The 23,819-nt window shown below is 65.3% G+C and carries 21 protein-coding genes; 10 read left to right on the top strand and 11 right to left on the bottom strand.

Annotated elements, in window-relative coordinates:
• Nucleotides 1-54: 54 nt before the first annotated feature.
• From gpmI to QGV54_RS03495, 6 genes are read left to right on the top strand one after another with little or no spacing between them, the layout of a single operon-like run.
• A complete protein-coding gene (gene gpmI, locus QGV54_RS03520; RefSeq protein WP_281018240.1) occupies nucleotides 55-1,620 on the top strand; it encodes a 2,3-bisphosphoglycerate-independent phosphoglycerate mutase in 1,566 nt (521 codons plus the stop codon).
• Entirely contained in the window at nucleotides 1,607-2,818 is a 1,212-nt protein-coding gene (locus tag QGV54_RS03515) for a peptidoglycan DD-metalloendopeptidase family protein (RefSeq protein ID WP_281018241.1), read from the top strand. The genes gpmI and QGV54_RS03515 overlap by 14 nt, the downstream gene beginning before the upstream one ends.
• 2 nt (nucleotides 2,819-2,820) lie before the next feature.
• Nucleotides 2,821-4,098 (top strand): S41 family peptidase, encoded by a 1,278-nt coding sequence (locus QGV54_RS03510; RefSeq protein ID WP_348637653.1) that lies wholly within the window; start codon nucleotides 2,821-2,823, stop codon nucleotides 4,096-4,098.
• A 51-nt stretch (nucleotides 4,099-4,149) separates the two neighbouring features.
• The gene (locus QGV54_RS03505; RefSeq protein WP_281018243.1) at nucleotides 4,150-5,592 is read left to right on the top strand and encodes a divergent polysaccharide deacetylase family protein; all 1,443 of its coding nucleotides are present in this window, start codon (nucleotides 4,150-4,152) and stop codon (nucleotides 5,590-5,592) included.
• A gap of 9 nt (nucleotides 5,593-5,601) precedes the next feature.
• The gene (locus QGV54_RS03500; RefSeq protein ID WP_281018244.1) at nucleotides 5,602-6,078 is read left to right on the top strand and encodes an RNA pyrophosphohydrolase; all 477 of its coding nucleotides are present in this window, start codon (nucleotides 5,602-5,604) and stop codon (nucleotides 6,076-6,078) included.
• 33 nt (nucleotides 6,079-6,111) lie between these two features.
• On the top strand, nucleotides 6,112-6,864 hold the full coding sequence (locus QGV54_RS03495; protein ID WP_281018245.1) for an SDR family oxidoreductase: 753 nt from the start codon (nucleotides 6,112-6,114) through the stop codon (nucleotides 6,862-6,864).
• Between the two features lie 13 nt (nucleotides 6,865-6,877).
• Here the strand turns inward: QGV54_RS03495 and QGV54_RS03490 are convergent, their stop codons facing one another.
• The 9 genes from QGV54_RS03490 to QGV54_RS03450 all read right to left on the bottom strand — a co-directional run bounded on the left by QGV54_RS03490 (nucleotide 6,878) and on the right by QGV54_RS03450 (nucleotide 17,564).
• Entirely contained in the window at nucleotides 6,878-7,621 is a 744-nt protein-coding gene (locus QGV54_RS03490; RefSeq protein ID WP_281018246.1) for a hypothetical protein, read from the bottom strand.
• Complete coding sequence (locus QGV54_RS03485; RefSeq protein ID WP_281018247.1) at nucleotides 7,611-9,911, bottom strand: polysaccharide biosynthesis tyrosine autokinase; 2,301 nt, start codon at nucleotides 9,909-9,911, stop codon at nucleotides 7,611-7,613. The genes QGV54_RS03490 and QGV54_RS03485 overlap by 11 nt, the downstream gene beginning before the upstream one ends.
• 432 nt (nucleotides 9,912-10,343) lie before the next feature.
• Complete coding sequence (locus QGV54_RS03480) at nucleotides 10,344-13,280, bottom strand: hypothetical protein (protein ID WP_281018248.1); 2,937 nt, start codon at nucleotides 13,278-13,280, stop codon at nucleotides 10,344-10,346.
• A complete protein-coding gene (locus tag QGV54_RS03475; RefSeq protein WP_281018249.1) occupies nucleotides 13,277-13,876 on the bottom strand; it encodes a flagellar motor protein MotB in 600 nt (199 codons plus the stop codon). The genes QGV54_RS03480 and QGV54_RS03475 overlap by 4 nt, the downstream gene beginning before the upstream one ends.
• On the bottom strand, nucleotides 13,873-14,586 hold the full coding sequence (locus tag QGV54_RS03470; RefSeq protein WP_281018250.1) for a hypothetical protein: 714 nt from the start codon (nucleotides 14,584-14,586) through the stop codon (nucleotides 13,873-13,875). The genes QGV54_RS03475 and QGV54_RS03470 overlap by 4 nt, the downstream gene beginning before the upstream one ends.
• A 74-nt stretch (nucleotides 14,587-14,660) precedes the next feature.
• A complete protein-coding gene (locus QGV54_RS03465) occupies nucleotides 14,661-15,350 on the bottom strand; it encodes a hypothetical protein (protein ID WP_281018251.1) in 690 nt (229 codons plus the stop codon).
• A 4-nt stretch (nucleotides 15,351-15,354) separates the two neighbouring features.
• Nucleotides 15,355-15,810, bottom strand: a complete 456-nt coding sequence (locus QGV54_RS03460) for a DUF6468 domain-containing protein (RefSeq protein WP_281018252.1) — start codon at nucleotides 15,808-15,810, stop codon at nucleotides 15,355-15,357.
• Entirely contained in the window at nucleotides 15,807-16,811 is a 1,005-nt protein-coding gene (gene fliM / locus QGV54_RS03455) for a flagellar motor switch protein FliM (protein ID WP_348637654.1), read from the bottom strand. The genes QGV54_RS03460 and fliM overlap by 4 nt, the downstream gene beginning before the upstream one ends.
• Before the next feature lie 108 nt (nucleotides 16,812-16,919).
• On the bottom strand, nucleotides 16,920-17,564 hold the full coding sequence (locus QGV54_RS03450) for a flagellar basal body-associated FliL family protein (RefSeq protein ID WP_281020062.1): 645 nt from the start codon (nucleotides 17,562-17,564) through the stop codon (nucleotides 16,920-16,922).
• A gap of 238 nt (nucleotides 17,565-17,802) precedes the next feature.
• On the opposite strand from QGV54_RS03450, the gene flgF reads away from it, so the two are divergent.
• The 4 genes from flgF to flgH all read left to right on the top strand — a co-directional run bounded on the left by flgF (nucleotide 17,803) and on the right by flgH (nucleotide 21,145).
• Nucleotides 17,803-18,528: a flagellar basal-body rod protein FlgF gene (gene flgF / locus QGV54_RS03445; RefSeq protein WP_281018255.1), complete on the top strand. Its 726-nt coding sequence runs from the start codon at nucleotides 17,803-17,805 to the stop codon at nucleotides 18,526-18,528.
• 24 nt (nucleotides 18,529-18,552) lie between these two features.
• Complete coding sequence (gene flgG / locus QGV54_RS03440; RefSeq protein ID WP_281018256.1) at nucleotides 18,553-19,338, top strand: flagellar basal-body rod protein FlgG; 786 nt, start codon at nucleotides 18,553-18,555, stop codon at nucleotides 19,336-19,338.
• Nucleotides 19,339-19,343: 5 nt separating this feature from the next.
• Nucleotides 19,344-20,324, top strand: coding sequence for a flagellar basal body P-ring formation chaperone FlgA (gene flgA / locus QGV54_RS03435; protein WP_281020061.1), 981 nt, complete (start codon nucleotides 19,344-19,346; stop codon nucleotides 20,322-20,324).
• 71 nt (nucleotides 20,325-20,395) lie between these two features.
• Entirely contained in the window at nucleotides 20,396-21,145 is a 750-nt protein-coding gene (gene flgH / locus QGV54_RS03430) for a flagellar basal body L-ring protein FlgH (RefSeq protein WP_281018258.1), read from the top strand.
• 138 nt (nucleotides 21,146-21,283) lie between these two features.
• Here flgH and QGV54_RS03425 read toward each other — a convergent pair whose 3' ends face one another.
• Both QGV54_RS03425 and rmuC read right to left on the bottom strand, forming a co-directional pair.
• Nucleotides 21,284-22,360, bottom strand: a complete 1,077-nt coding sequence (locus QGV54_RS03425) for an alcohol dehydrogenase family protein (RefSeq protein ID WP_281018259.1) — start codon at nucleotides 22,358-22,360, stop codon at nucleotides 21,284-21,286.
• Nucleotides 22,357-23,817 carry a DNA recombination protein RmuC gene (rmuC, locus tag QGV54_RS03420; RefSeq protein WP_281018260.1) on the bottom strand — a complete coding sequence of 487 codons (1,461 nt, stop codon included), beginning with the start codon at nucleotides 23,815-23,817 and terminating at the stop codon, nucleotides 22,357-22,359. Before rmuC ends, QGV54_RS03425 begins: the two co-directional genes overlap by 4 nt.
• Nucleotides 23,818-23,819: the final 2 nt, after the last annotated feature.

Genomic DNA, 23,819 nt, shown 5'->3' with positions numbered 1-23,819 from the left:
CCCGGCGGACCAACCGGCTGGAGTACCCTGCGCGGATCAGGTAGAAGCAGCACCATGAGCAAAGACACGAAGACTGAAACGACCGGACCCGTTGTCCTGTGCATCCTGGACGGCTGGGGCCATCGCGAAGATCCGACGGACAACGCCATTGCGCTGGCCAAAGCACCCAACTGGCGTGAACTCAGCCGCACGTGCCCCCAGAGCCTGATCGAGACATCCGGCCTCGCCGTCGGTCTGCCTGACGGACAGATGGGCAATTCCGAAGTGGGCCACATGAACATCGGTGCAGGCCGGGTGGTGATGCAGGACCTGCCGCGCATCGATGCCGCGATCCAGGATGGCAGCCTGCAGAAGGATGCCCGGCTGAAGCAGATGGCCGCCACCTGCCCCACCGTTCACATTCTGGGGCTGCTCTCACCGGGCGGCGTCCACGCGCATCAGGGCCATGTCGTGGCGCTGGCGCAGGCCCTTGTCGATGGCGGGGCAGAGGTACTGGTCCACGCCATTCTGGATGGGCGTGACACCCCGCCGAAGAGCGCCGCGGAATATCTGGATGCGGTTGATCGCGCACTGCCGCACGGCGCGCGGATCGCGACCCTGATCGGACGCTACTGGGCCATGGACCGCGACAAGCGCTGGGACCGGGTCGAGATTGCCTGCAATGCGCTGGTCAATGGCGTCGCCACCGCGTTCCCGGACTGGAAGACCGCTCTGGAAGACGCCTACAGCGCCGATGAAACCGACGAGTTCGTCAAGCCGCGCCGCATTTCCGGCTTCGACGGCATGGCGGACGGCGACGGGCTGGTGATGGCGAACTTCAGGGCCGACCGCGCACGCGAGATCCTGACGGCCTTGCTGGACCCGCATTTCGATGGCTACCGGCGCGACCGAACGATGCGGTTCGGTGGAGCCATCGGCATGACGGAATATTCCGAGGCGCTCAATCCGTTTCTGCAGGCCCTGTTCCCGTCGGAGGATATGCCGGACACGCTGGGCGAGGTCGTTGCCCGGTCCGGCCGCAGGCAGCTCCGGATCTCCGAAACCGAGAAATACGCCCACGTCACGTTCTTCCTCAATGGCGGACAGGAGCAGCAGTACGAGGGCGAGGACAGGATCCTGATCCCCTCCCCCGACGTCGCGACCTATGACCTGCAGCCGGAAATGTCCGCCGGGGAAGTCACGGACCGGCTGGTGGAGCGGATCGCTGACGGCCAGACGGACCTGATCGTGGTGAACTTCGCCAATCCGGACATGGTCGGACACACCGGCGATCTCGCGGCGGCGATCCGGGCCGTGGAGACCATCGATACCTGCCTCGGTCGGCTCGCCGACGCCATCAGGAAAGCGGATGGCACGCTGCTGATCACGGCGGATCACGGCAATCTGGAGATGATGAGCGACCCGGAAACGGGGCAGCCGCATACCGCGCACACCACCAACCCGGTACCCCTGACCATGGTCAACGGGCCGGACGGCATGGCGCTGGAGCCGGGCCGCCTGGCGGACCTTGCACCGACCGTGCTGAATCTGATGGGTCTGCCGCAGCCGGCAGCCATGACCGGCAAGTGCCTGCTGACCCCTGCCGGCGCCCTGGAAACGGAACACCGTGTGGCAAGTTGAGCCGGTCCTGTCGTTCCTGAAGGCATCGCGCACCCGACTGCTCCTGCCCCTGGCGCTGGTCATGCCCCTGTCGCTGCCCGCGCTGGCCCAGGAGAAGACGCTGGATCCGGATGCGCAGCTGAAAGTGCTGGAACAGACCCGCGAAGAGACGGAAGCACGGCTGCAGGGTCTGCAACGCGACGCGAAGCGGTTCGCGGAGGAGAACAGGGAACTCTCGGAGAAGCTGGCAGCAGCGGCCGAAGCGGTTCGGCAGGCGGAGCGGGAGAGCAGCGGCGCGGAAACGACTGTCGCGGACCTCGATTCGCAGATTCAGGCACGGACCGTCGCCCTGACCCAGCGCCGCAGGGAACTGGCGGCAACCCTCTCGGCCCTGCTCGGCCTGGCCCGGATGCCGACGCTGGCCGTGGTCGCCCAGCCGGGGCAGGTCGCCGAGAACGCGATGACCGCCTCCGCGCTCGCAGGGATCACGCCGGTGCTGCAGGGCCGGGTGGCCGGGTTGCAGCAGGCGCTTCTGGCGCTTGAGCAACTCAAGGAACGCCAGGTCACCGCGCGCCAGCACGCCACCCGGACAATCGCGCGTCTCCAGTCGGAGCGCGATGAACTGGAGCTGCTGCTGCGCCAGCGCAGGGACCAGCTCGGTGCGCTCAGCATCGCCCGCGAGATCGAGAGCACGCGCCTGGCACGGCTGGCCGCCCGGGCACGCGACCTCAACAGCCTGATGGACCGGCTGGCTCCCGTCACCACCCTGGCGGCGATACCCGCGAAACCCGCGAGGCGCGTAGGGATCGAGGCCCTGAAGGGGCGTCTGCCCTTCCCGGCGGAGGGGACTGTCGTGCATCACTTCGGCGATCACCGCCCCGGTGCGCCCGGAGAAGTGCAAGGCCTCACAATTTCGACACGTTCCAGTGCTTTGGTCACCGCACCGCATGATGGTACGGTAAGCTTTGCAGGGCCGTTCCGATCCTATGGACGGTTGTTGATCATGGATCTGGGCGACGGCTATCATCTGCTGATCGCCGGGCTGGCGCAGAGCGACGTGACTGTGGGTCAATGGTTGCTCGCCGGTGAGCCGATCGGCAGCATGACGCGGACTACGGACGGAAAGCGACCCGAACTTTATCTGGAACTGCGTCGCAACGGATCGCCTGTCGATCCTTTGCCATGGATGGCGCCGAGCAAGGGAAAGAGCAGCGGCTGATGATGAAGCGGATTATTCGCGTGGCACTGGTGTCCGCGCTGTTGGCGGGGCCTGTGGGCCTCATGACCACGACGGCACAGGCACAGCAGACGAAAGCCTATGACTACGACCTGCTGACCCTGCTGGGCGATGCGATTGCCAAGATTCGCGACAGCTACGTCGAACCCGTGGATGACGCCAAGCTGATCGAGGCTGCGGTCAACGGGATGCTCAAGTCCCTCGACCCGCACTCCGCCTTCCTGCCGCCGGAGCAGGTCAAGCAGATGCAGGTCAGCATCAAGGGCGAGTTCGGCGGCCTGGGTATCGAAGTCACGATGGAGGACGGCTACGTCAAGGTCGTCACCCCCATCGACGATACGCCTGCGGCCCGCGCAGGCGTGCAGCCCAACGACCTGATCACCCATATCGACGGGGAAGCGGTGCTGGGCCTCAGCCTGACCGAGGCGGTGAAGAAGATGCGCGGCGCGGTGGGCACGGACATCCTGCTGATGGTCAACCGCAGCGGTGTGGCCGAGCCTTTCGAGATCACCATCACCCGGGCGGTCATCAAGGTGCAGTCCGTGCGTGCGCGCGCTGAAGGCAATGTCGCCTACATCCGCATATCCAGCTTCTCCGAGCAGACCGAATCCGGCCTGCGCAGTTCGATGCGGAAGCTGAAGGAAGAGCTCGGCGACAATATCGAGGGCGTGATTCTCGACCTGCGGAACAATCCCGGCGGTCTGCTGGATCAGGCCATTGCCGTTTCGGATGCGTTCCTGGATCGGGGCGAGATCGTCTCCACCCGGGCACGCGACGTTTCGGCCATCGAACGCTACAACGCCAAGCCGGGCGATCTGGCCAGCGGCCTGCCGGTCATCGTGCTGATCAACGGCGGTTCGGCCAGTGCGTCGGAGATCGTGGCCGGCGCCCTGCAGGACCACAAGCGTGCGATCCTGATGGGCACCAAGAGCTTCGGCAAGGGCTCCGTCCAGTCGATCATGCAGCTTGGCGGCGGCAATCAGCTCAAGCTGACGACGGCGCGCTACTACACGCCGTCCGGCAACTCGATCCAGGCCAAGGGCATCGTCCCGGACATTGACGTGCCGCAGGCACGGCTGGAACTGCTCGAAACCAGCCAGAGGTCGGAAGCGGACCTGCGCAACCGTCTCGACAATGATACCGACGCGAACAGCAGTGAGGGTGACACCGTGGCCGAGCCCGAGCAGCGGACGGACTATCAGCTGCAGCGTGCACTCGACGCCATCCACACCATCACCATCGCGCGCGCCAGTCTGAAATAGACCGGCGGGGCGACTTTCCAGATGGCTGACCGAGCAGCAGGAACGGGCCGAATGCCTCTGGCACAGATCGGGCTGTTCGCTGCGACCGCGATCTTCCTGGGTGTTGTCGGCGGTACGGCCGGTTGGCTGGCCCTGACGGACCCGGGCGGAAATGCCATGCCCGCAGCAACCGACCAGGCCGCCGCCGAGCATGGCGAGACCGGTCATTCGGACAACGGTCATGCGGAAGCCGGCCATGGAAGTGCCGATCATGGTGATTCCGGCCAGGCCGAATCCGGGCACGGTTCCGGCCAGGGGGATCACGCCGGTACCGCCGCCCGTGGGGAGAGTTCGGCACACGGTTCGGACAGCGGCCACGCCAGCGGAGATGCGCATGCATCGGCGCATGAGGAATCCGCGCATGATCAGGCCCACGGCAAGACCGAATCGGACCAGCATGAGTCCCCGGCCACGGACAGCCATGCCGCACGAACCGACGGACACGCGCCGGCGACAGCCGACCATGACGCCGCATCGCATCGGGACTCCGACCACGGCACAGACACAGCGCATGGCTCCGCGCCGACGGACCACCACCAGTCGCCCGCCGCCGCCGAGACACCGCGGGTGGCCATGGCGCCTGCCGCCGTCCCGAACGTCGGTTCCGCGCCGGAGGCACCGCCCGTGGTGGTGTCCCCCAATCGCGTGCCACTGGCACCTGCACCGGACCCCGCGATCACCAGCGAAGGGCGCTATGGCCCGCTGCCGATCCGCTCCGCCGAGGGCAAGCTGCCCTGGAAGGTCTATGCCCGCCCCTTCGACGCGGCGACGGGTATTCCGCGCATCGCCATCGTCGTGACCAACATGGGACTGGCCGAACAGCCGACGCTGGCCGCGATCCAGGACCTGCCGGGGGAGGTCACGCTTGCCTTCAGTCCCTATTCGAACCGACTGGCGGAATGGGTCCCGGCCGCCCGCGCCGCCGGACACGAGGTGCTGCTGCAACTGCCCATGGAGCCCCGCAGCACGGAGTTCAACGACCCCGGCAACAAGGCGCTGCTGACCGCCAACTCCCCCGAGGTCAACCTCGACCGCATGGAATGGGTGTTGAGCCGGGCTGAAGGCTATGTCGGCCTGACCAACCTGATGGGATCACGTTTCACGGTCTCGCCAAGGGACATGCAGCCCGTTCTGGTGGCCATGGACCAGCGCGGCCTGCTCTACATCGATTCACGGGAAAGCCCGGCCTCGATCGCCGGAAAGCTGGCTGTCGAGATGGGTCTGCCTGCGGCCACCAACGATCGTTTCATTGACGCCGAGGCTGCACGGGGCCCCATCGACACCCGCCTTGCCCAGCTGGAACAGCTTGCCCTGAGCAGGGGCAGCGCGGTGGGCTTTGCCGCCGATTATCCCGTCGCCATCGAGCGGCTGCGGTTCTGGATCGCCGGTCTGAAGGACAGGGGCTTTGTCCTCGCACCCGTCTCCGCCGTCGTGCGCACCGCGAACCCTGAATAGGCCGACAGCATGAACAAGTCCGATCTGCCCTATCGCCCGTGTGTCGGCATCATGCTGGTGAACGCCGACAATCAGGTGTTCGTCGCCCGCCGCATCGACCAGCAGGTCGAGGCCTGGCAGATGCCGCAGGGCGGCATCGATGCCGGTGAAGATCCGGAGACGGCGGTCTTCCGGGAGATGAAGGAAGAGATCGGCACCGACAACGCCGAGATCCTCGCGGTCAGCGAAGGCTGGATCAACTACGACCTGCCCGATGATCTGGTCGGGAAGGTCTGGAAGGGCCGGTATCGCGGCCAGACGCAGAAATGGTTCCTGCTGCGGTTCAACGGTGATGACAGCGAGATCGATATCGCGACGGAACATCCGGAATTCGATGCCTGGCGCTGGGCATCCTTCGCCGATCTGGCCGATCTGGTGATCCCGTTCAAGCGCGAGAGCTATCAGCAGGTGATGGCGGCATTCGCTCACCTGTTTCAGGACAGATGAACTAACGGCAGAAAGACTTCCTGGGGGGATGACATGACAGACAGGGTTGCAATCATCACGGGCGCGGGTTCCGGGGTCGGGCGGGCAGTTGCCCTGACCCTGCTGGGTGCCGGATACAGGGTCGCACTGGCCGGTCGCCGGGCCGAGGCACTGCAGGAGACGGCGGAGCTGTCGAAGGCCGCCGCCGATGATGTTCTGACAGTGCAGTGCGATGTCGGCGACCCTGAAGCGGTGAAGGCCCTCTTCGACAGCACCAGCGCGCGCTTCGGGCGGCTGGATGTGCTGTTCAACAATGCCGGGTCCGGCACACCGCCGATGCCGCTGGAGGATATTCCGGTGGAGAGCTGGCAGGCGGTGGTCAATGCCAACCTCTCGGGCGCGTTCTACTGCACCCAGCAGGCCTTCCGGATGATGAAGGCGCAGTCACCGCAGGGCGGGCGCATCATCAACAATGGCTCCATCTCCGCCCATACGCCGCGTCCGTTCTCGGCCCCCTATACCTCGACCAAGCACGCGATGACGGGCCTGACGAAATCCACATCGCTGGATGGCCGGGCCTATGGCATCGCCTGCAGCCAGATCGACATCGGCAATGCCGAAACCCCGATGACCGCCCGCATGCCGCTGGGCGTCCCGCAGGCGGACGGCTCCATGGCGCCGGAACCGGTGATGGACGTGCAGCACGTCGCGGACGCAGTGCTGCACATGGCCAACCTGCCACTGGATGCGAACGTGCTGTTCATGACCGTCATGGCCACCAACATGCCCTTCGTCGGACGGGGATAGGAACGGGGCGCGCTTACAGCGGGGGCCGGTAACCCGGCGTGCGGCGCTGCAGGTAGACATCAAGGAAGGCACGCATCAGTTCCGGGTCGTCGGCCAGCGCCTGCTGGACCAACGGCAGGGCCGCACGGTGCAGCACGGTCTCTGCCAGGATGCGGGGATTGTAGCGGGCAAGCCCCCTGATCTGGGCGAGGACCCGGTCCTGCTGCCTTTCATCGAGTACGGGCCACAGGATGAGTCCCAGGATGACCCTGGGCTTCATCAGGCCGATTACCTGCGGGCCCGTCTCCAGTGACATGGCGAAGGCGAAGGCCGAGCGTGCACCGACACCATCCTGCATCAGTTCCGACTGCGCCAGACGCAGCCAGACGTAAGGCTGGGCCGGATTGTTGCCGAGCGACATGCGCCCGGCGCCAATGGCCCGGTTGACCGCATCCATCCATTCATCGGAACCGACAGGCAGCATGCGCGCGGCAACCATCTCGATCAACGCCAGATCGCGATACGCCCGATAGTCGCGCGGGATGGATCTGGCCGCGGTCGCGAAGGCCTTGCGTGCACGCTCGATGGCTGGCTCGCCGATCTTCTCCCCGCGTCTCAGCTTCTCGATGGCGGGTTCACCAGCTGTGGCGTTCACGGCACCGATCAGACGCGGGCCGCTCATCACCACAAGCAGCACACCGGCCGCCGCAATCAGCAGGCCGCCGGTGGAAGCTCCAAAGGGTATGCCGCCTGAGCGCCTGCGGCGCTTACGTGCCATAGTACTTTCCGTAACCCCGGTAGTAATAATAGGAGTCACTGTAGTTGTACTTCTGATGGCGGCGAATATCGACCCGCGTCATGGCAACGCCGGCGAGATCGCCATTGGCTTCCTGCACCTGACGAATACCGGCCAGCACGGCCTCCCGCCGGGTCGAGCCCCAGCGGACGAGGAAGACCGACTTGTCGACATGACGGAGCAGGACAAGAGCGTCGGAGACCGGCAGCACCGGAGGAGTATCGAGGATGACCAGGTCATAGCGACGGCTCAGTTCCTCGATCAGCTGACGCATGGCATTGGAACCGAGGGCGTCCGGCGGGTTCGGAACCTTGGCACCGGCGGTGATGTAGTGCAGGCCAGATTTCAGATCGATCTCGACCGCGTCGTCGATCTCCGCCGCGCCGGTCAGGATCTCGGCCACACCCTTGCCGTTCGGCACACCAAGCGACTCATTCACTGACGGCTTGCGCAGGTCGCAGTCGATCAGGATGGTGCGCTGCCCCGCCTTCGCCGACGCCCGGGCAACGGACACCGCGGTGGCGGTCTTGCCCTCCGCCGGTACGGAAGAGGTGAACATGACGGAGCGCGGACGCTGGTCGATGCTGGACAGCATCAGCGACGTTCGGATCGTTCGTATCGCTTCCGAATAGAGCGAATTCGGCTCGTCGATCACGAAATCCTCCGGCGTCGAGCGGCGGCTGTCGAGCATCGACAGGCGCGGCACCAGACCCAGGGCCGGGACATAGGCGAGCTGCTGCAACTGCTGCAGGGAGCGGAAGCCGGTATCCATGTATTCGATCAGGAAGACCACCAGCACACCCAGGATGGCCGATCCGACCAGAGCGGCGGCGATCGTCAGGTTGCGGCGCGGGAAGCTCGGCTCCAGCGGGGTGCCGGCGCTGTTGATCACGCGGGCACTCGCCTGCTGGGGGCTGCGCTCCTGCAGGTCGACTTCCTTGAAGCGGCTGAGGATGGTGTCATAGAGCTGCTTGGCTGCATTGCGCTCCGATTCCAGCGACCGCAGGGTCACTTCGGAGTCCGTCTGTTCGGCGACCTGGAAGGCCAGCGCCTCGATCTCCGTGTTCAGGTTCTCCACCTTCACCCGCGAAAGCTCCAGCTTGTTGTCCAGAGCGATGACGATCTTGGTGATCTCGGAGCGGATGGCGACCTGCAGGTCAGCCAGTTCGGCGCGCTTGAGCTGCAGCCGGGGATGCTGGTCACGAAGCTGGGTGCGCAGTTCCGCGATCTCGCGCAGCACCTCCGCCTCCTGCTCCCGCAGACGAACGATCAGGGTCGAGTCCAGCACTGCGGTCACGCTTTCGATGCCGTCGGAACCTTCGTTCAGCAGCCGCTTGACCTGGGCAACACGTGCTTCCGCCTCGGCCTGAAGTTCCCGTGCACCGACACGCTGGCGGTTCAGTTCCGCGAGCTGTTCCTGCAACAGCGTGGTCTGATTGCGATAATCGACAACGCCATGGTCGCGGCGGAACTTCTCCAGTGCCTGTTCGGAGTCCAGATAGTCCGCCTTCAGGCGCTCGGCCTCATTGCCGAGAAAACTGGATGCATTCGACGTCGCTTCGCTCTTCTCGGTCCGGGTCGAGTCGACATAGACCTGCGCGAAGGCATTGGCGATCTCGCGGGCAAATCCCGGCTTGTCGGACACGAAACTGATGGAGATGGTGCGTGCGCGCTCCGACGGATCAACGCCCAGGTTGCCGAGCAGACCCTTCAGCACCGCCTGCTTCTCGAACGTCGCGCGCTCCTCCGGCGTCATGCTCTCCAGAACCGAGAGTTGCGGGCTCTCCTGAGAACCGCCGCGCAGGGTGTTCAGCGCACCGCGCACGCCTTCGACCACCGGGTCGGGCAGAACACTCTTCACGGCAGCCTTGACGCCGTCGAACAGGGAAGCCTTGTCCTGGTCACCCCACCAGAGCGCCGAGGGATCCTCGAACAGCCCCATGCGCTTGGCGACTTCCTCCGCCGCGAAGGTGGAGGAGATGATCGCCGCCTGGGTCTCGTTGAAATAGAAGTCCTGCTGCCCCTGCTGCAAAACGTCCTGAATGTTGACGACGCGCTGGTCCTGGATGCCGATCTCGACCTCGGCGGTGGCGACATACAGCGGGGTGCGGGTCTTGACCCAGTAATATGCGAGGGCCGTCACGAACAGCACGATGGCGAGGATGATCAGCTTCCGCCGCCAGACCACACCAAACACATGGCGAAAGCTGATCAGCGACTGATCGCCCTGCGACTGCGCCATGAAGGGCGGCAGTTCCGAGGAATCATCCATGTGCTGTGCCTGCTGCAGAAAACTCACGCTTGCCATATTGCCTGTCCGTCTCGGTTCCACGAGTCCGGCCTGAAAACGAATCACAAACTACGATCATAGACCTGAATTCACAATTCCTTCAGAACCTTACCGGATCATTCTGATATCTGAGCGCAAGACTACGTTACCGAGAAGTTTGCAATTTGCAGCTCGTTACCAATCTCACACAACATGTAGCTACGCGGGAACGCCGCCACACCAGATACCGTGCCTGATCCGATGCCTTTGCGAAGTATTAAGCAACCGTTATGCCAGACTCGGCAAAACGGGCTGAAACACCGGCAAAAAGCGGCAAGACAGTGTGACAGGGCGCACTGAGCCGTCCCGATTCCGGACAGTTCGCAGGTTGAACGGGCCGAAAGCCGGACACCTGGCCGAAAGACCGGCTGCGGATCAGTTGATGGCGCTGAGCGGCCTGTCGCGCAATCTGTCTCGATATGAGGTCATGAAAGCCTCGAACTGGTCGACCTGGGCAATCTCGGCGGCCAGATTGCGAAACTCGGCGCTGTCACGACGGTCTTCGGCAGTGACCACCTGGAACGACGGCCATTCCGGCTGTCCCTGCATCCGTTCTCCGAACGACCGGCGCAACTCGGCCAGCGCGGTACGGTCCCCCGCCAGGGAACTGGCGATGGCAAAGCGCAGGATGTCCCGTCGGGAGTCCTTGTCGAGCGGCTGATCCCCCTCCCTGAGCGACGCAAGCTTGGGCGCCAGGGAAACGGCGGCACGCGCCCACTTGCGGCCCCGCCAGAGGATCTCGGTGCGGACATTGTCGACGTCATCGCCCGACAGGCCGGCCAGCAGGACGAGGGCCCTGTCATAGTTCCCTATCTCGGTAAGCGCCCGGGCTTCCAGCAGCAGGCGTTCGCGCCGCATGCTCTCGCTTATCGACAGGTTCCGCGTGGTCCGCAGCGCCTCGATCGCGTCCTTGGGGCGCCCGTCGAGCAGGTTCAGCACGGCAAGCCGGGTCCCGACCCGAGCCTTCTCGTCCCCGCCCAGACGGTGCATGATCTGATGTTCCAGCAGTTTCGACGCCTCGCCCAGCAGCTCCACGGCGGCCAGCCGGTCCGCCAGTCGGCGGATCATCCGGTCACCGCGTTCGCCATCCGGCGTCAGCTCGCGGAATTCGTAGTAGAGCGCCATGGCGGTGACAGGGGACATTTCCGCCCCCTCCCCGCGCTCGAACAGTCCGGCGAAGACTTCCTTCATCTCACCGGCCAGGGCCTGCGCTTCAGGCATGTCCGGAAACTGTTCGACCGTCTGGCGCATGGCCATCAGGCCCTTGCGGAACTGCCCGTCCTGCACATACAGGTCCGCCAGCCGCTGCATCAGCTCGAACTCGAACACGTCACCGCGCCAGGAGAACCGCAGGCGTTCCAGCCGGTCGATCGCCTCCGCCATGTCGATGCGTTCTTCGTCCAGCAGCAGATTGGTCTCGGCATAGATGGCCCGCGCGCGAACCGGTCGGTAGGGGCTCTGGGCCAGTTCGGTATAGAGCGCACCGGCATCTTCCATGTCACCGGTCATCGCGTGAATGCGGGCAGCGAGTAGTTTTGCCTCCTCCCGTCGCGACTCCGTGCCGGAATGGAGCAGCAGCGCGGAGACCTGTTCCCCGGCGAGTTTCGGGTCGTTCAGGGCGAGCGCGGTCTCGGCGAAGGCGAGGCGCAGTTCCGGCTGCATCTCCTCCGGCATCTTGGACATGACCGGCATGCCGCCCCGGAATTCCCGCCGCGCTTCCGAGAACTCGCGCCGCTTGGCGGCCAGAAGGCCACGAAACAGGGCAACGTCCTGCGCATTCTGCAATTTCGGATGGCGCAGGTCACCTGCAGCTTCGCCGTACTTGCCGGCAAACAGCCGGGCTACACCGCGCAGGGCACGATAGGAAGGGTCCGTGTCGGCGTACTTGTCCTCATCCTCGATCCGGTCCATCACGCCCAGCGCTTCCTGTGCCAGACGGTGTCCGACAAGGAAACGGGCCAGAGCCAGCCGCTCCCCGTTCCGTGCCGCCGGAGTTGCGACCGCGATCCGGTACATCAGTTCCTGGCGCTTCTCGTCGATGTCGTAGTCGCCCTGCCAGGCCGTCAGATCGAAGACACTCTTCGGGCCCGTGTTGCCCTTCTCGCCCGTGATGCCCGGGGGCTGCCCGGCCGCGGATCGCGCCACCTTCTCGCTCTCCTCGGCGAGAAACAGGGTCTCGCGGCCACCGATCGAGAGTCCACGCTCGGTGGTATCAATGTTCAGGGCCTCGGCATGGAACCGGATCGCGATGCCCTGCTGGGTTGGTGGCAGGTCGAACAGGACGTAACGTCTCGCCGGATGGACACCCAGACCAGCCTCCAGCACCGGGACCAGGGCCAGCCTGTCGCCAACGATCGGGTCATCGATCAGGATCGGCGTTCCCGCATCGGCAATGGGCGCAAAGATGCGCGGTCCGGAGGGCGCGTCGGCCTGTGCCTCCAGGCGGATCGCCGTCTCCGCGCGGCCCCGGCCACCACCAATGTCCACGACCCAGTCGTTGCCATCGACGGTGACCGACAGCGCCGCCCCTGCGGCAACGTCGATGCGAACCACTGATCCGCTGGCAGACGGTTCCGTCACCACACGCTCGACCGGCCCCTGGGCAACGGCACCCTGCGGGCCAGGCTCGATCTTCCTGTCCTTGTCGAATGCCAGCCAGACATGCTCGCCGCGATGCACCGCCACGGCGGCCACCCGCTCCGGCCACTGGAAACGCAGGATCGTGCGTCCGGGACGCAGGTCATAGTTCACCTGCACGGCATCGGGATCGACAGCGACGGCCTCCGGCGCAGCGACCGGTTCACGGAACGTCGGTCGCGGGCTGACCTTCGGTGCCGCTGCCGACTCTGTTCTGGTCCTGGCCGGTGCCGGTGCCGTGGTGGGCTGGGGTCTGGCGGTCGGGCGCTTCGGCGTGGCCTTGTCTGCCACAGTGGCGCCCCCCGCCTTCTCGGAAACATCGAGCACCACCTTGCCGCCTGCCTTGAAGTGCTTGCCGAGGCTGCCGCCCTTCAGGACCAGCCGCACCGTGCGACCATCGTCCAGCGCCGCGACCGAGCGGATGGCCCGGGCACCAATGGTGCGGAAGGCGGAGAGGTCGAAGTCCGCCGCGCGGGCAAATGTGACATCGATGGCATCCCCGCTGGCCGAGATCTCGTAGGCCGCGGCCTCGGGCCAGTCGAACACCACACGGCTGAAACCCGGATGATCACCGAAACGGACGCGCACATTGTCTGCGGCCTGGGCCAGACCTGCCAGCGCGGTCAGCCCGATCATGATCACGAACGGAAGGAAACGCAGCACTCTGTTGGTCATGTCTTCGGCTCCTGCGGCTGTCGCACCGCAATCTCAAGTCGGAAGGTATCCAGCCCGGCATCGATGCGGGTCTCGATCGGAACGGCCCCGTCCGGTCCGGCCCCCAATGCACGGGCAGCCGCCTGCGCACGGGCCAGTCCGACGTCATAGACCCCGAAACCCGAGGCGCGGGCTTCGGCCTCGGCCGGGAACATCGCCCTGACGGAAACATCCAGTCCGGAGCCGGCAAGATAGTCGCCCAGCATCGGCAGGAAGTCCGCGGCCTGTTCATCGGTCACCGTCGGACGCAGCAGCACGCCCTGATCGTTGGAACGGACATTCAGGGGCCAGTTGCCCGCCTGGGCCTCCGCCCGGATGACCGTTGCGAGATAATGGACATTGTCCGGCAGGTCCTGAAGGTCCCGCAGCACACCGGTGGCGGGCACCGGCGGTTCCGCCTGAACCAGGCTCCATGCCCCCCTTGCCTTGCTGAGATCGTCCAGCAGGTCCTCCACGCGCGGCGTGTCGAATTCGGACATGGACAGCATCAGCACGAAGAAACCGGTCAGGACCGCGGCCAGGTCCGCGAAGGCGATCAGCCAGGAAGATCGGCTCATGTGGCCCCCTCCCCGTTCCGGGTCAGCACAAGTCTCAGATCGGCTGCGGCACCCTGATCCTCGATCCGAATGGCAAACGCAGAGGCGTCGACCCCCGCGCGAACCAGATCACGGCCCAGGGCCGCAGCCCGGCGGATCGCGAGATCGGACGATTCCCCGGGGGGAACCACCAGGGTGAGCGAGAGACCGTCTGTCCGCCCGAAACCGGCCAGCACCTCCGCCATGCGTCGCATCACGGACAGACGCTGGGTACGGAGCACTGCAGTGTCATCCTGGAAGACGCGGCGCAGCGGCAGGCTGACCACCAGGCCGCCATCGGAGGCGGCGACAATGCTCAGGTCGGGCGCCAGCTCCCGCGGGAACACATCGCTCAGGCGTTGCTCCAGCTCGTCCGCGACCAGCACCATCGGTCGCTGAACCACAGCCGGGCGTGGCTGAACGGGCAGGCCGAGACCGGCCAGCACCGCCTCCGTCCTGGCGGTCGAGATCTCGGCCCTGGCGTTCAGGACGATGAAGAAGGCGAACAGGATCAGGTAGAGCGACAGGAAGAGGATGTTGTTGCCCATCACGCGCCGTTCCACCGGGTCCGTGATGGAGACGATACCCACTTGCGGGTCCGGCACCCATTGCGGCACTGGCTCGGGCACTTCCGGATCATCGTCCGGGGCTTCCGCGTTCTGTCGTGTCCTGCTGTCGCTCGCGCGCACCATGGCTATGCCCGGCCTTCCAGAAAAGGGTAGAGCCACATCATCGGCGGTCATGGTTAAGAAGCGGTGAAGCGCGTTCAGTTCTGCTTGATCACGCTCTCGATGGCCTTCCGGTCCGCGAGTTCGATCGTCAGTTCCTGCGCCCGGCGCGGGGTCATGTTGGCCATGATCGCGGCGATCTTGTTTTCCTTCATGCCGCCCGCGACCTCCAGCAGCACTTCCATGTCGATCTCCTCGAAGATGCGGGCGGCATCCTTCGGCTTCATGCTTTCGTAGACCTTCACCAGCCTGCGCATCTGCTCCGTCTCGGCGGCGTCATGGCGCTCGACAAATGTCTCTATCCGGGTCTCCAGCGCCTGCAGGGTCTCGATCTTCTCGTCGATCCGCTGCTCGGTCGCCTCCAGCAGGTTCTCGCGCACATCCAGGCCGCGCGCCCGTTGCTCGATCTCGTCACGCCGACGCGCGAGATTCTCCAGCAAGGCAATCTCGGCGGGGGAGAAGGTGGAGGGGTCACGATTGGCCAGGCTGTCCGGCGGGTACGGCGAAGCCTTCTCGGACTCTTCACCCGCCACCTCGTCACCGGTCGTTGCCGCCGCCAGCCTGGTTTCCATCTCCGGGGCGGGATCATCGGCGGCGACAGCCTGCGGCAGTCCGATCACGGGCGACACCACGCCCTCGCTGTCCACCAGATAGGTGACCTTAAGGCCGAGCACCAGAGTGGCTGCAACCAGGGTGACAGGCAGAATTCGAACGCCGGGAAGTCGCATGGGATTACCTAACCTGTCTCAGTGCCTTGAGGAGTTTCGATTCCGCATCGCCACGGCCATCGCGCTCGGCGCGGGCCGGCGCAGCGGCGGCGGATACTTCCGCAGGACGCACCGGTGCAGCGGTCGCGGAACTCTTGCGGCTGTCCACGCCCTTTTCGATCCGGTCGGCCACACGTTCGCCCGACGTGGTCACAAGCTGCAGTTCGTCCAGCATGTCGCGTGCCTTGGCCACCCTGGCTTCCAGTTCCAGGCCCACGGCACCGGCAGTATTCTTCAGTTCATCGATGCTGGACCGCGCGCGCTCGGTCGACTGGTCGAAGGACTGCACCAGGGCAGCCATGTCGCCCTGCGCGTTGCGCAACTGGCCAATACGGCGGTTCAGCCTGAAGCAATAGATCACGGTGGCGGTCAGCAGCACGACCAGCAGCACATCCAGCAGCAGGTTCATGTCCATGGTCATGATCCGTCTCCCTGTTTGCGGTAGGCCCGATCAATCTTCACCGAGATGTTCTGTCCCCGACGGCCCATGTTGCCCGCGGCCATCGGAATGCCACCGCAGTTGAGGCGGATCGCGCTGTCCGGCGAGGCATTGAGCATCATCGTGTCGCCCACCTTCATGCGCATGACCTTCGACAGCGGCAGGGTCTGCTCATCCAGTACCGCCACCAGGTCGACATCGGTCTTCCAGAGTTCGGTGGCCAGATGGTTCTCCCAGATCGAGTCACGACCGAACTTCTCGCCCATGAACATCTGCAGCAGCAGTTCGCGAATGGGCTCCAGCGTGGCATAGGGCAGCAGCACATCCAGCCGCCCGCCACGGTCTTCCATGTCGATCCGCAGCTTGATGACGATGGCCGCATTGGCAGGACGGGCGATCGTGGCGAAACGGGGGTTGGTCTCGACCCGGTCGAAGTTGAAGGCGACCGGCGACAGCGGCTCGAACGCGGCGGACATGTCAGCCAGCACCACCGCCACCATTCGCTCCACCAGGTTGCGTTCGATGGTGGTATAGGGCCGCCCCTCGATCCGCATGGCGGCAGTGCCGCGGCGACCGCCCAGCAGCACATCGACGATGGAGTAGATCAGGGAGGAGTCGACGGTGATCAGGCCGTAGTTGTCCCATTCAACCGCGCGAAACACCGACAGGATCGCGGGCAGCGGGATGGAATTCAGATAGTCGCCGAACCTGACGGAGGTGATGTTGTCCAGCGCCACCTCGACATTGTCGGACGTGAAGTTGCGCAGGCTGGTGGTCATCATGCGGACCAGCCTGTCGAACACGACCTCCAGCATCGGCAGGCGTTCGTAGTTGACCAGCGCGGAGTTGATGATCGCCTTGATGCCGGACTTCTCGCCGTCATCGTCGCCATCGGCATCAAAGCCGAGCAGGCTGTCGATCTCGTCCTGGTTCAGGATCCGGTTGTTTGCCCCGAAGGAACTTTCCGGATCATCGCCCAGCATCAACTCGCTGTCACTTGCCTGGGGTTCAACCGCATCGGCCATGTCTTCTTCAGCCATTCAAAAACGCTTTCTGCATTTTGTGGTTACGAACTTCCGCGCCCCGATCCATCACTGGATCAGCATTTCCTTGAACAGGACGTCGCGCACCCGTGCCGGGCGCACCGACTGGTTGACGCGGATCATCAGCTCTTCCTTCAGACGATAGACCCCGGCGGAGCCCTGCAGGTCTTCCCGGCGCAGTTCGCGCAGGTAGACCTGGAAATGATCGACGATGCGCGGCATCACCTTCTCGATACGCTGCACGATGCTGCGGTCGCCGAACTCCAGCGCCACGCGGATCTTCAGATAGCGCGGCTGGCGCCCGTCGGTATTCAGGTTCACCAGCATGTCGGGCAGCTCATAGAAGATCAGGTCACTGCCGGCGTAGGTCACCTTGCCGTAGCCTTCCGACCCGCCGCCGCCGTGTCCGCCACCGCCGTGGCCACCGCTGTCATCGGCCTCAGCCTTACCATGACCGCCGCCATGCCCGTCGTCTTCCTCGGCACCATGGCTGGAGCTGGCGGCCTGCGCCTCGCCATTGGAGCCACCGCCCAGCATCATGAAGGCCGCGCCGCCGCCGCCCAGCAGCACCAGAACGGGCAGCGCCACGAACAGCACAAGCACCTTGCCGCTCAGTCTGCGCTTCTTCGGCTGATCGTCGGCAGCCCCTTCTGCGCCTTCGGCGACAGCAGCTTCTTCCATCTCTTCAGCCATGATGCGGACCTCGCGCGGGTTCAGTTAACTGGCGTGAAGGTAGGCTGTCTCGGTTAACAAAGTGTTGGGATCGCCGTTAACACATCACGAACCGGCAGGACTTGCCCACCAACCCTCCCCTTCTTGCCGCCCTCCAGTCGAGCCAATAATGGAACTCAACAATTTCAATAACTTAATTCTGGCACACCGGATGCATTGCCCCTGACCAGCAACGTCTCAGGAGCTTTCGGCAAACGCCATGGGTATCGAAAACGCAATTCTGGTCGGCCTTTCCCGTCAGGTGGCTCTCAGCCGCCAGATGGACATCGTCGCCAACAACATCGCCAACATGAACACCGTCGGCTTCCGGGCCGAGCAGGTCATGTTCCGCGAGTTCCTGGTGGACACCAAGGAAGGCGACAGCATCTCCTACGTGCAGGATTACGGCGTCGCCATGGACGTGTCCGACGGACCGCTGCAGTCCACCTCCAACCCGCTGGATGTGGCCGTGTCCGGCAAGGGATACCTGGTCGTGCAGACCCAGGACGGCGAGAAATATACCCGCAACGGTCACCTGCGCCTGGATGACCAGGGGCGGCTGGTGACCATGGACGGCGCCCCCCTGCTGGACATCGAGGGCAAGGAGATCGAGTTCGCCGACCCGACCGTCGCCGTCGATATCGCCCGCGACGGCACGATCACCGCCGCCGACGGCGAGACCTTCCGCCTGCAGCTTGTCGGCTTCGACAACGAGCAGGACCTAGAGAAGGCCGAAGGCGGCCTCTACGAGACCGATCAGGCCCCGTTCGAGATCGAGGACCCGCAGATCCTGCAGGGCATGCTGGAGTCCAGCAACGTCAATTCCATCACCGAAATGACCCGGATGATCGCCGTGCAGCGGGCCTACGAGGCCATGCAGCAGATGGTGAAGTCCGACCACGACATTCAGCGGGACGCCATCGGCCGTCTTGGCCAGGTCACCTGAGCAGTCCCCGAGGAGTATTGAGCCATGCGTAGTCTTTCCATCGCTTCCACCGGCATGCTGGCGCAGCAGCTGAATGTCGAAGTCATCTCGAACAACATCGCCAACATGAACACCACGGGGTTCAAGCGTCAGCGGGCCGCGTTCCAGGATCTGCTGTACCAGAACGTCCGCCGCGTCGGCTCCAGCTCCTCCGACGCCGGGACCATCGTTCCCTCCGGCGTGCAGATCGGTGTCGGCGTCAAGGCGGGCTCCGTCTATCGCATCACCGAACAGGGTGACATCGCCATCACCGACAACCCGCTGGATCTGGCCATCAACGGTCGCGGCTTCTTCCGCGTGACCCTGCCGACGGGGGAAGACGCCTACACCCGCTCCGGCAACTTCTCGGTCGGCGCCGATGGCCAGCTGGTGACCCAGGACGGCTTCGTGGTGGCACCCGGCATCACCGTGCCGAACAACGCACAGGACCTGTCGATCAACGCGAACGGCGAGGTGCTGGCAAAGATTGCCGGGCAGACCGCGTTCCAGAACCTGGGCCAGTTCGAACTGGTGACCTTCTTCAACGACGCCGGCCTGGAGGCGGTGGGTGACAACCTGTTCCTGGAAAGCCCGGCATCCGGCGCCGCGACGACCGGCATTCCCGGTCAGGCCGGTTTCGGGTCGATCCAGCAGGGGTTCCTGGAAACCTCCAACGTGAACCCGGTGCAGGAGATCACGGATCTGATCACCGCGCAGCGTGCCTATGAAATGAACTCCAAGGTCATCACCGCATCCGACGAGATGATGGCCGCAATCAACACCCTGAGGTGATCGCCATGAACCGCGTGCTTGCAAGACTGATCGCCGCCGGAGCCTTCGTGGCCGGCATGGCGCTGTCCACCGCCGCCCTCGCCGCGGAGCCGATGATGGCGACCCTGAAGCAGGGCATCATCATCGACCGCCCGGTGATCACGCTGACCGATCTGCTGGATGGCGCGGAGCAGGCTGGCGACCTGGTGGTTGCCCATGCCCCGGCACCCGGCGAGCGTCTGGCCCTGAACCCCATCGCAATCGCCCGCATCGCCGCCAGCCGCGGCGTGCACTGGATGCCCCCCGCCGGGATGCACCGCATCACCGTGACCCGCGCCAGCCACATCGTGCCGATGGCCGACATCATGGCCGAGGTCGAACTGGCCCTGAGCACCCAGACCAACGGCGAGGATCTGCAGATCGAGCTGGCCGGACACCGGTCCACCCTGCATGTCGCCACCGACAAGCTGCCGACCGTCGAGGTCATCAGCCTGGACTATGCACCGCGCACCGGCCGTTTCACTGCCATTGTCTCCTCCCCCGCCGGAGACCCGTTGGCAAAGCGCGAACGCCTGCATGGCCGCGCCTGGGTCATGACCGAAGTGCCGGTGCTGACCCACCCGGTGCGTCCGGGCGACGAGATCTCTCACGACGACATCAGCTGGCAGCGGGTGCGCCAGGACCATGTCCGCCGCCAGACCGTGGTCAATGTCAACGAACTGGTGGGCATGAGCCCAAAGCGCCACATCGCCGCCAACCGCCTGATCCGCGTCTCCGACCTGCAGACCCCGGTGATGGTCTCGAAGGGCGCGGCGGTCACCATGGTCTACCGCCATGGCGGGCTGCTGCTGACCGCATCGGGCCGCGCGATGGAGAATGGCGGCCGCAACGACGTCATCCGCGTCATGAACGACCGCAGCCGACTGACCATCGAGGCCCGCGTGGCCGCCCCGGGCCAGGTCAACGTGATCCCGGCCAGCACCCGCCTGTCGCAGCTTACCCGCTGAACCCGAACCTGAAGCTCCCCACCCGGCAGAAACTGCCGCGGAAACCTCCGCTCCCTGAAGGACAAAATGTCATGAGAAGCTCCCTGATCCGCAGTCTGGCCATCCTCGCCGCCGCAGCCGCCCTCACGGCCTGCTCCGCCGTCGACCGCATCGAGAACATCGGCAAGGCACCGGACCTCACCGAGATCAAGGACCCGCGGTCGGAGAGCAGCTATCGCACCGTCAGCCTGCCGATGCCGCGCCCGGAGCCGACGATCCGCCAGGCCAACTCGCTCTGGCGTCCCGGTGCCCGCGCCTTCTTCAAGGACCAGCGCGCCTCCCAGATCGGCGACATCCTGACGGTGCAGGTGCAGATCAACGATCAGGCGCAGCTCAACAACTCGACCTCCCGCGCCCGCGCCGCCTCGGAGGATACCGATGCCACCTCGCTGCTCGGTTTCCAGAGCAACTTCGCCAACTTCCTGCCGGACGCGGTTGACCCGACCAGCCTCGTCAGCGTCGGCAATACCAGCAACCACACCGGCACCGGCACCGTCGACCGTGACGAGACCGTGAACCTGGAGGTCGCGGCCCTGATCGTGGACCGCCTGCCCAACGGCAACCTGGTCATCGCCGGTCGCCAGGAAGTCCGGGTGAACTTCGAGGTGCGCGAACTGCTGATCTCCGGCGTCGTCCGCCCGCAGGACATCACCGCCACCAACACGGTCAGCCACAGCCAGATCGCCGAAGCGCGCATCGCCTACGGCGGCCGCGGCCAGCTCACCGACGTGCAGCAGCCCCGCTACGGCCAGCAGCTGCTCGACGTGATCCTGCCTTTCTGACCGGGATCGCAGACCACAAGGACACACAGAAACACACCAATCCCTCCGTCCAGACCATCCCCCAAAGGATCTGAAGACAGGGAACTAGGGCCGGTACCCCACAAGGTACCGGCCCCTTTTTCTTGGTGTTCGGAAGGATCAGCCGCCGACCCGGATCGCGATCTTGCCGATGTGGGACTTGCCCAGGAAGGCTTCCTGCGCGGCGTGCAGTTCGCGCAAGGGATAGGTCGCGGCGACCAGGGGGCTGACCTCCCCGGCTTCGATGTAGCGGACCAGGTCGGTGAAGACACTGTCAGGTTGATGGGTACAGCCGAAAAGGGTCAGGTCGCGCAGGTAGAGGGTGCGCAGGTCCAGTTCGACGATGGGTCCGGCGATGGCGCCCGCGGTGACATACCGCCCGCCGCTGCGCAGGGTCTCCAGCAGTTCCGGCCAGCGTGGACCGCCGACCAGGTCGATCACCACATCGAATGCGCCTTCGGGCAGGTCGGCATCCCGGTCCAGGGTCTCGTCGGCCCCCAGCCCCCGCAGGTCATCGGCCTTGGCCGCACTGGTCAGCGCCGTGACATGCGCCCCACGCCGTTTGGCGAGCTGTACCGCCGCCGATCCGACACCGCCCGACGCGCCGGTGATCAGCACCCGTTCCGCCCCGAGGCTCACCCGCTGGATCATCCCCTCCGCAGTGGAGAAGGCGCAGGGGAAGGAAGCCAGGTCGGTGTCGGAGAGAGGCGAATTGATCAGGATCGCGTCACTTGAGCGGACCTTGGTGTATTCCGCGAAGGCTCCGTCATAGTCCGTGCCGAGCGTCGTGACCGCCACCTGTGCATCCGGCGACGGGGGTGACTGCAGCGCCCGCACCAATACCCGCTGACCGATACGTCCCGCGTCCACCCCGGGTCCCGCAGCAACGATCCGCCCGCAGCAGTCGGCGCCCTGGATGTGCGGAAAGACCAGTGCCTCGCCCGACCAGCCGCCATCTGCATCCACGTCTGCCCCGAAGCCATCGGCGGTGCCCGCCGCCGTGTCCCCCCGGACGCTCTTCGAGTACCAGCCAACGCGCAGGTTGATGTCGGTATTGTTGACGGAGGATGCGCCCACCTGCACCAGCACTTCCCCCTCGCCCGGTGCCGGCACGGGCAGGTCATCGCGCCATTCCAGCCGCTCCGGCCCGCCATGGCCGGTCAGCACCATGCCGCTCATCACCGTCGGGACGGTCACGCCTGATCGCCAGTCGCATCTGGCCCGGCCGCTTTCCCGTCCGGCCCCTCTATCGCTGTCGCGCCCGCCGCCTCCACCATCGCCTGCGGCAATTCCTTCTTCGCCTTGGCGCCGAGGGTCTTGAGCTGGGTGGCCTGGGTGATCAGGTTGCCATTGCCTTCGACCAGCTTGCTGACCGCCGCCTGCTGGGACTTGGCGGCACGGTCCAGGTGGCGGCCGATGTCGGTCACGTCGTCAACGAAGCCCGCGAACTTGTCGTAGAGCAGGCCGGCGCGGTTGGCGATGTCTTCCGCGTTCTTCTGCTGGCGCTCCACCTGCCACAGGCTGCCGACGGTGCGCAGCAGGGTGATCAGCGTGGTCGGCGTCGCCATGGTGATGTTCAGGCCGATGGCGAATCCGGTCAGGTCCGGGCTTTCCTGCAGCGCGGCGGCAAAGGCCCCTTCAATGGGCACGAACATTATCACGTAGTCGGTGGTCGCCCCGGTGATCCGGGAATAGTCCTTCGATGACAGGCCGCGGATATGCTGGCGCAGGGATTCGACATGGCGTTTCAGCGCCGCCGCCTGCTCCGCCTCCGTCTCCGCATTGACATAGGCCTCGAACGCCACCAGCGAGACCTTGGAATCGATGATGATCTTGTGCTCGTTCGGCAGGTTGACCACCACGTCGGGACGCAGCCGCTCTCCGCTGTCGAGGGTTTCACTCTGCTGGGTGGAGAACTCCTCCCCCTCCCGCAGGCCCGACTTCTCCAGGATCGTGGCCAGGATCATCTCGCCCCAGGCCCCCTGGGTCTGGGTCTTGCCCTTCAGCGCGCGGGTCAGGTTCAGGGTCTCCTGGGTCATCTGCGTGCTGTGCTTCTGCAGGGACTCGATCTGCTGTTTCAGGGCCGCCTGCCCTGCCGCCGCCTGCCGCTGGGCATCGGTCATGCCGGTCTGGAACTCCACGATCTTCTGGCGCAGCGGGTTCAGCAGCCCGTCAAGCTGTTCCCGGTTCTGTTCCTTGAAGGTCGTGGCATGGCCCTTCAGCACCGTGTCGGCCAGTTCCCTGAACTCCTTCGTCATCCGCTCGCGCGCGTCGGTCAGTTCCTTCAGGCGTTCCTCCGCCCGCGCCTGATCCTTCTCCTGCGCCTGCTTCAGGCTTGCATGCTCGACCTTCAGGTCACCCAGCGCGGCGGTCTCGCGCTGTAGGTCCGCGCGCAGCCGCTCCAGCATCTCATCCCGTTCGGCGAGGCGTTTCGCGGCATTGGCGCTGTCCGCCTCCAGCGTGGCAATGCGCCGGTCCTTCTCCGCATTCTCGGACCGGGCCTGCTGCAAGGCAGCTTCCGCCTGGTCCCGCGCGGCAACGATGGCCGCGTCCGGGTCCTGCTGGCCGGTGCTGCGGCGGATCGCAATGAAGGCTGCGACGGCGACAAGAACCGCGCCGCCCAGGGCAACCGCAACCAACAGGGCTGGTTCCATGG

The sequence above is a fragment of the Minwuia sp. IMCC3060 genome (assembly GCF_029909435.1).
GTDB lineage: Bacteria > Pseudomonadota > Alphaproteobacteria > Minwuiales > Minwuiaceae > Minwuia.
This window is presented reverse-complemented; position numbering and strand designations above follow the sequence as displayed.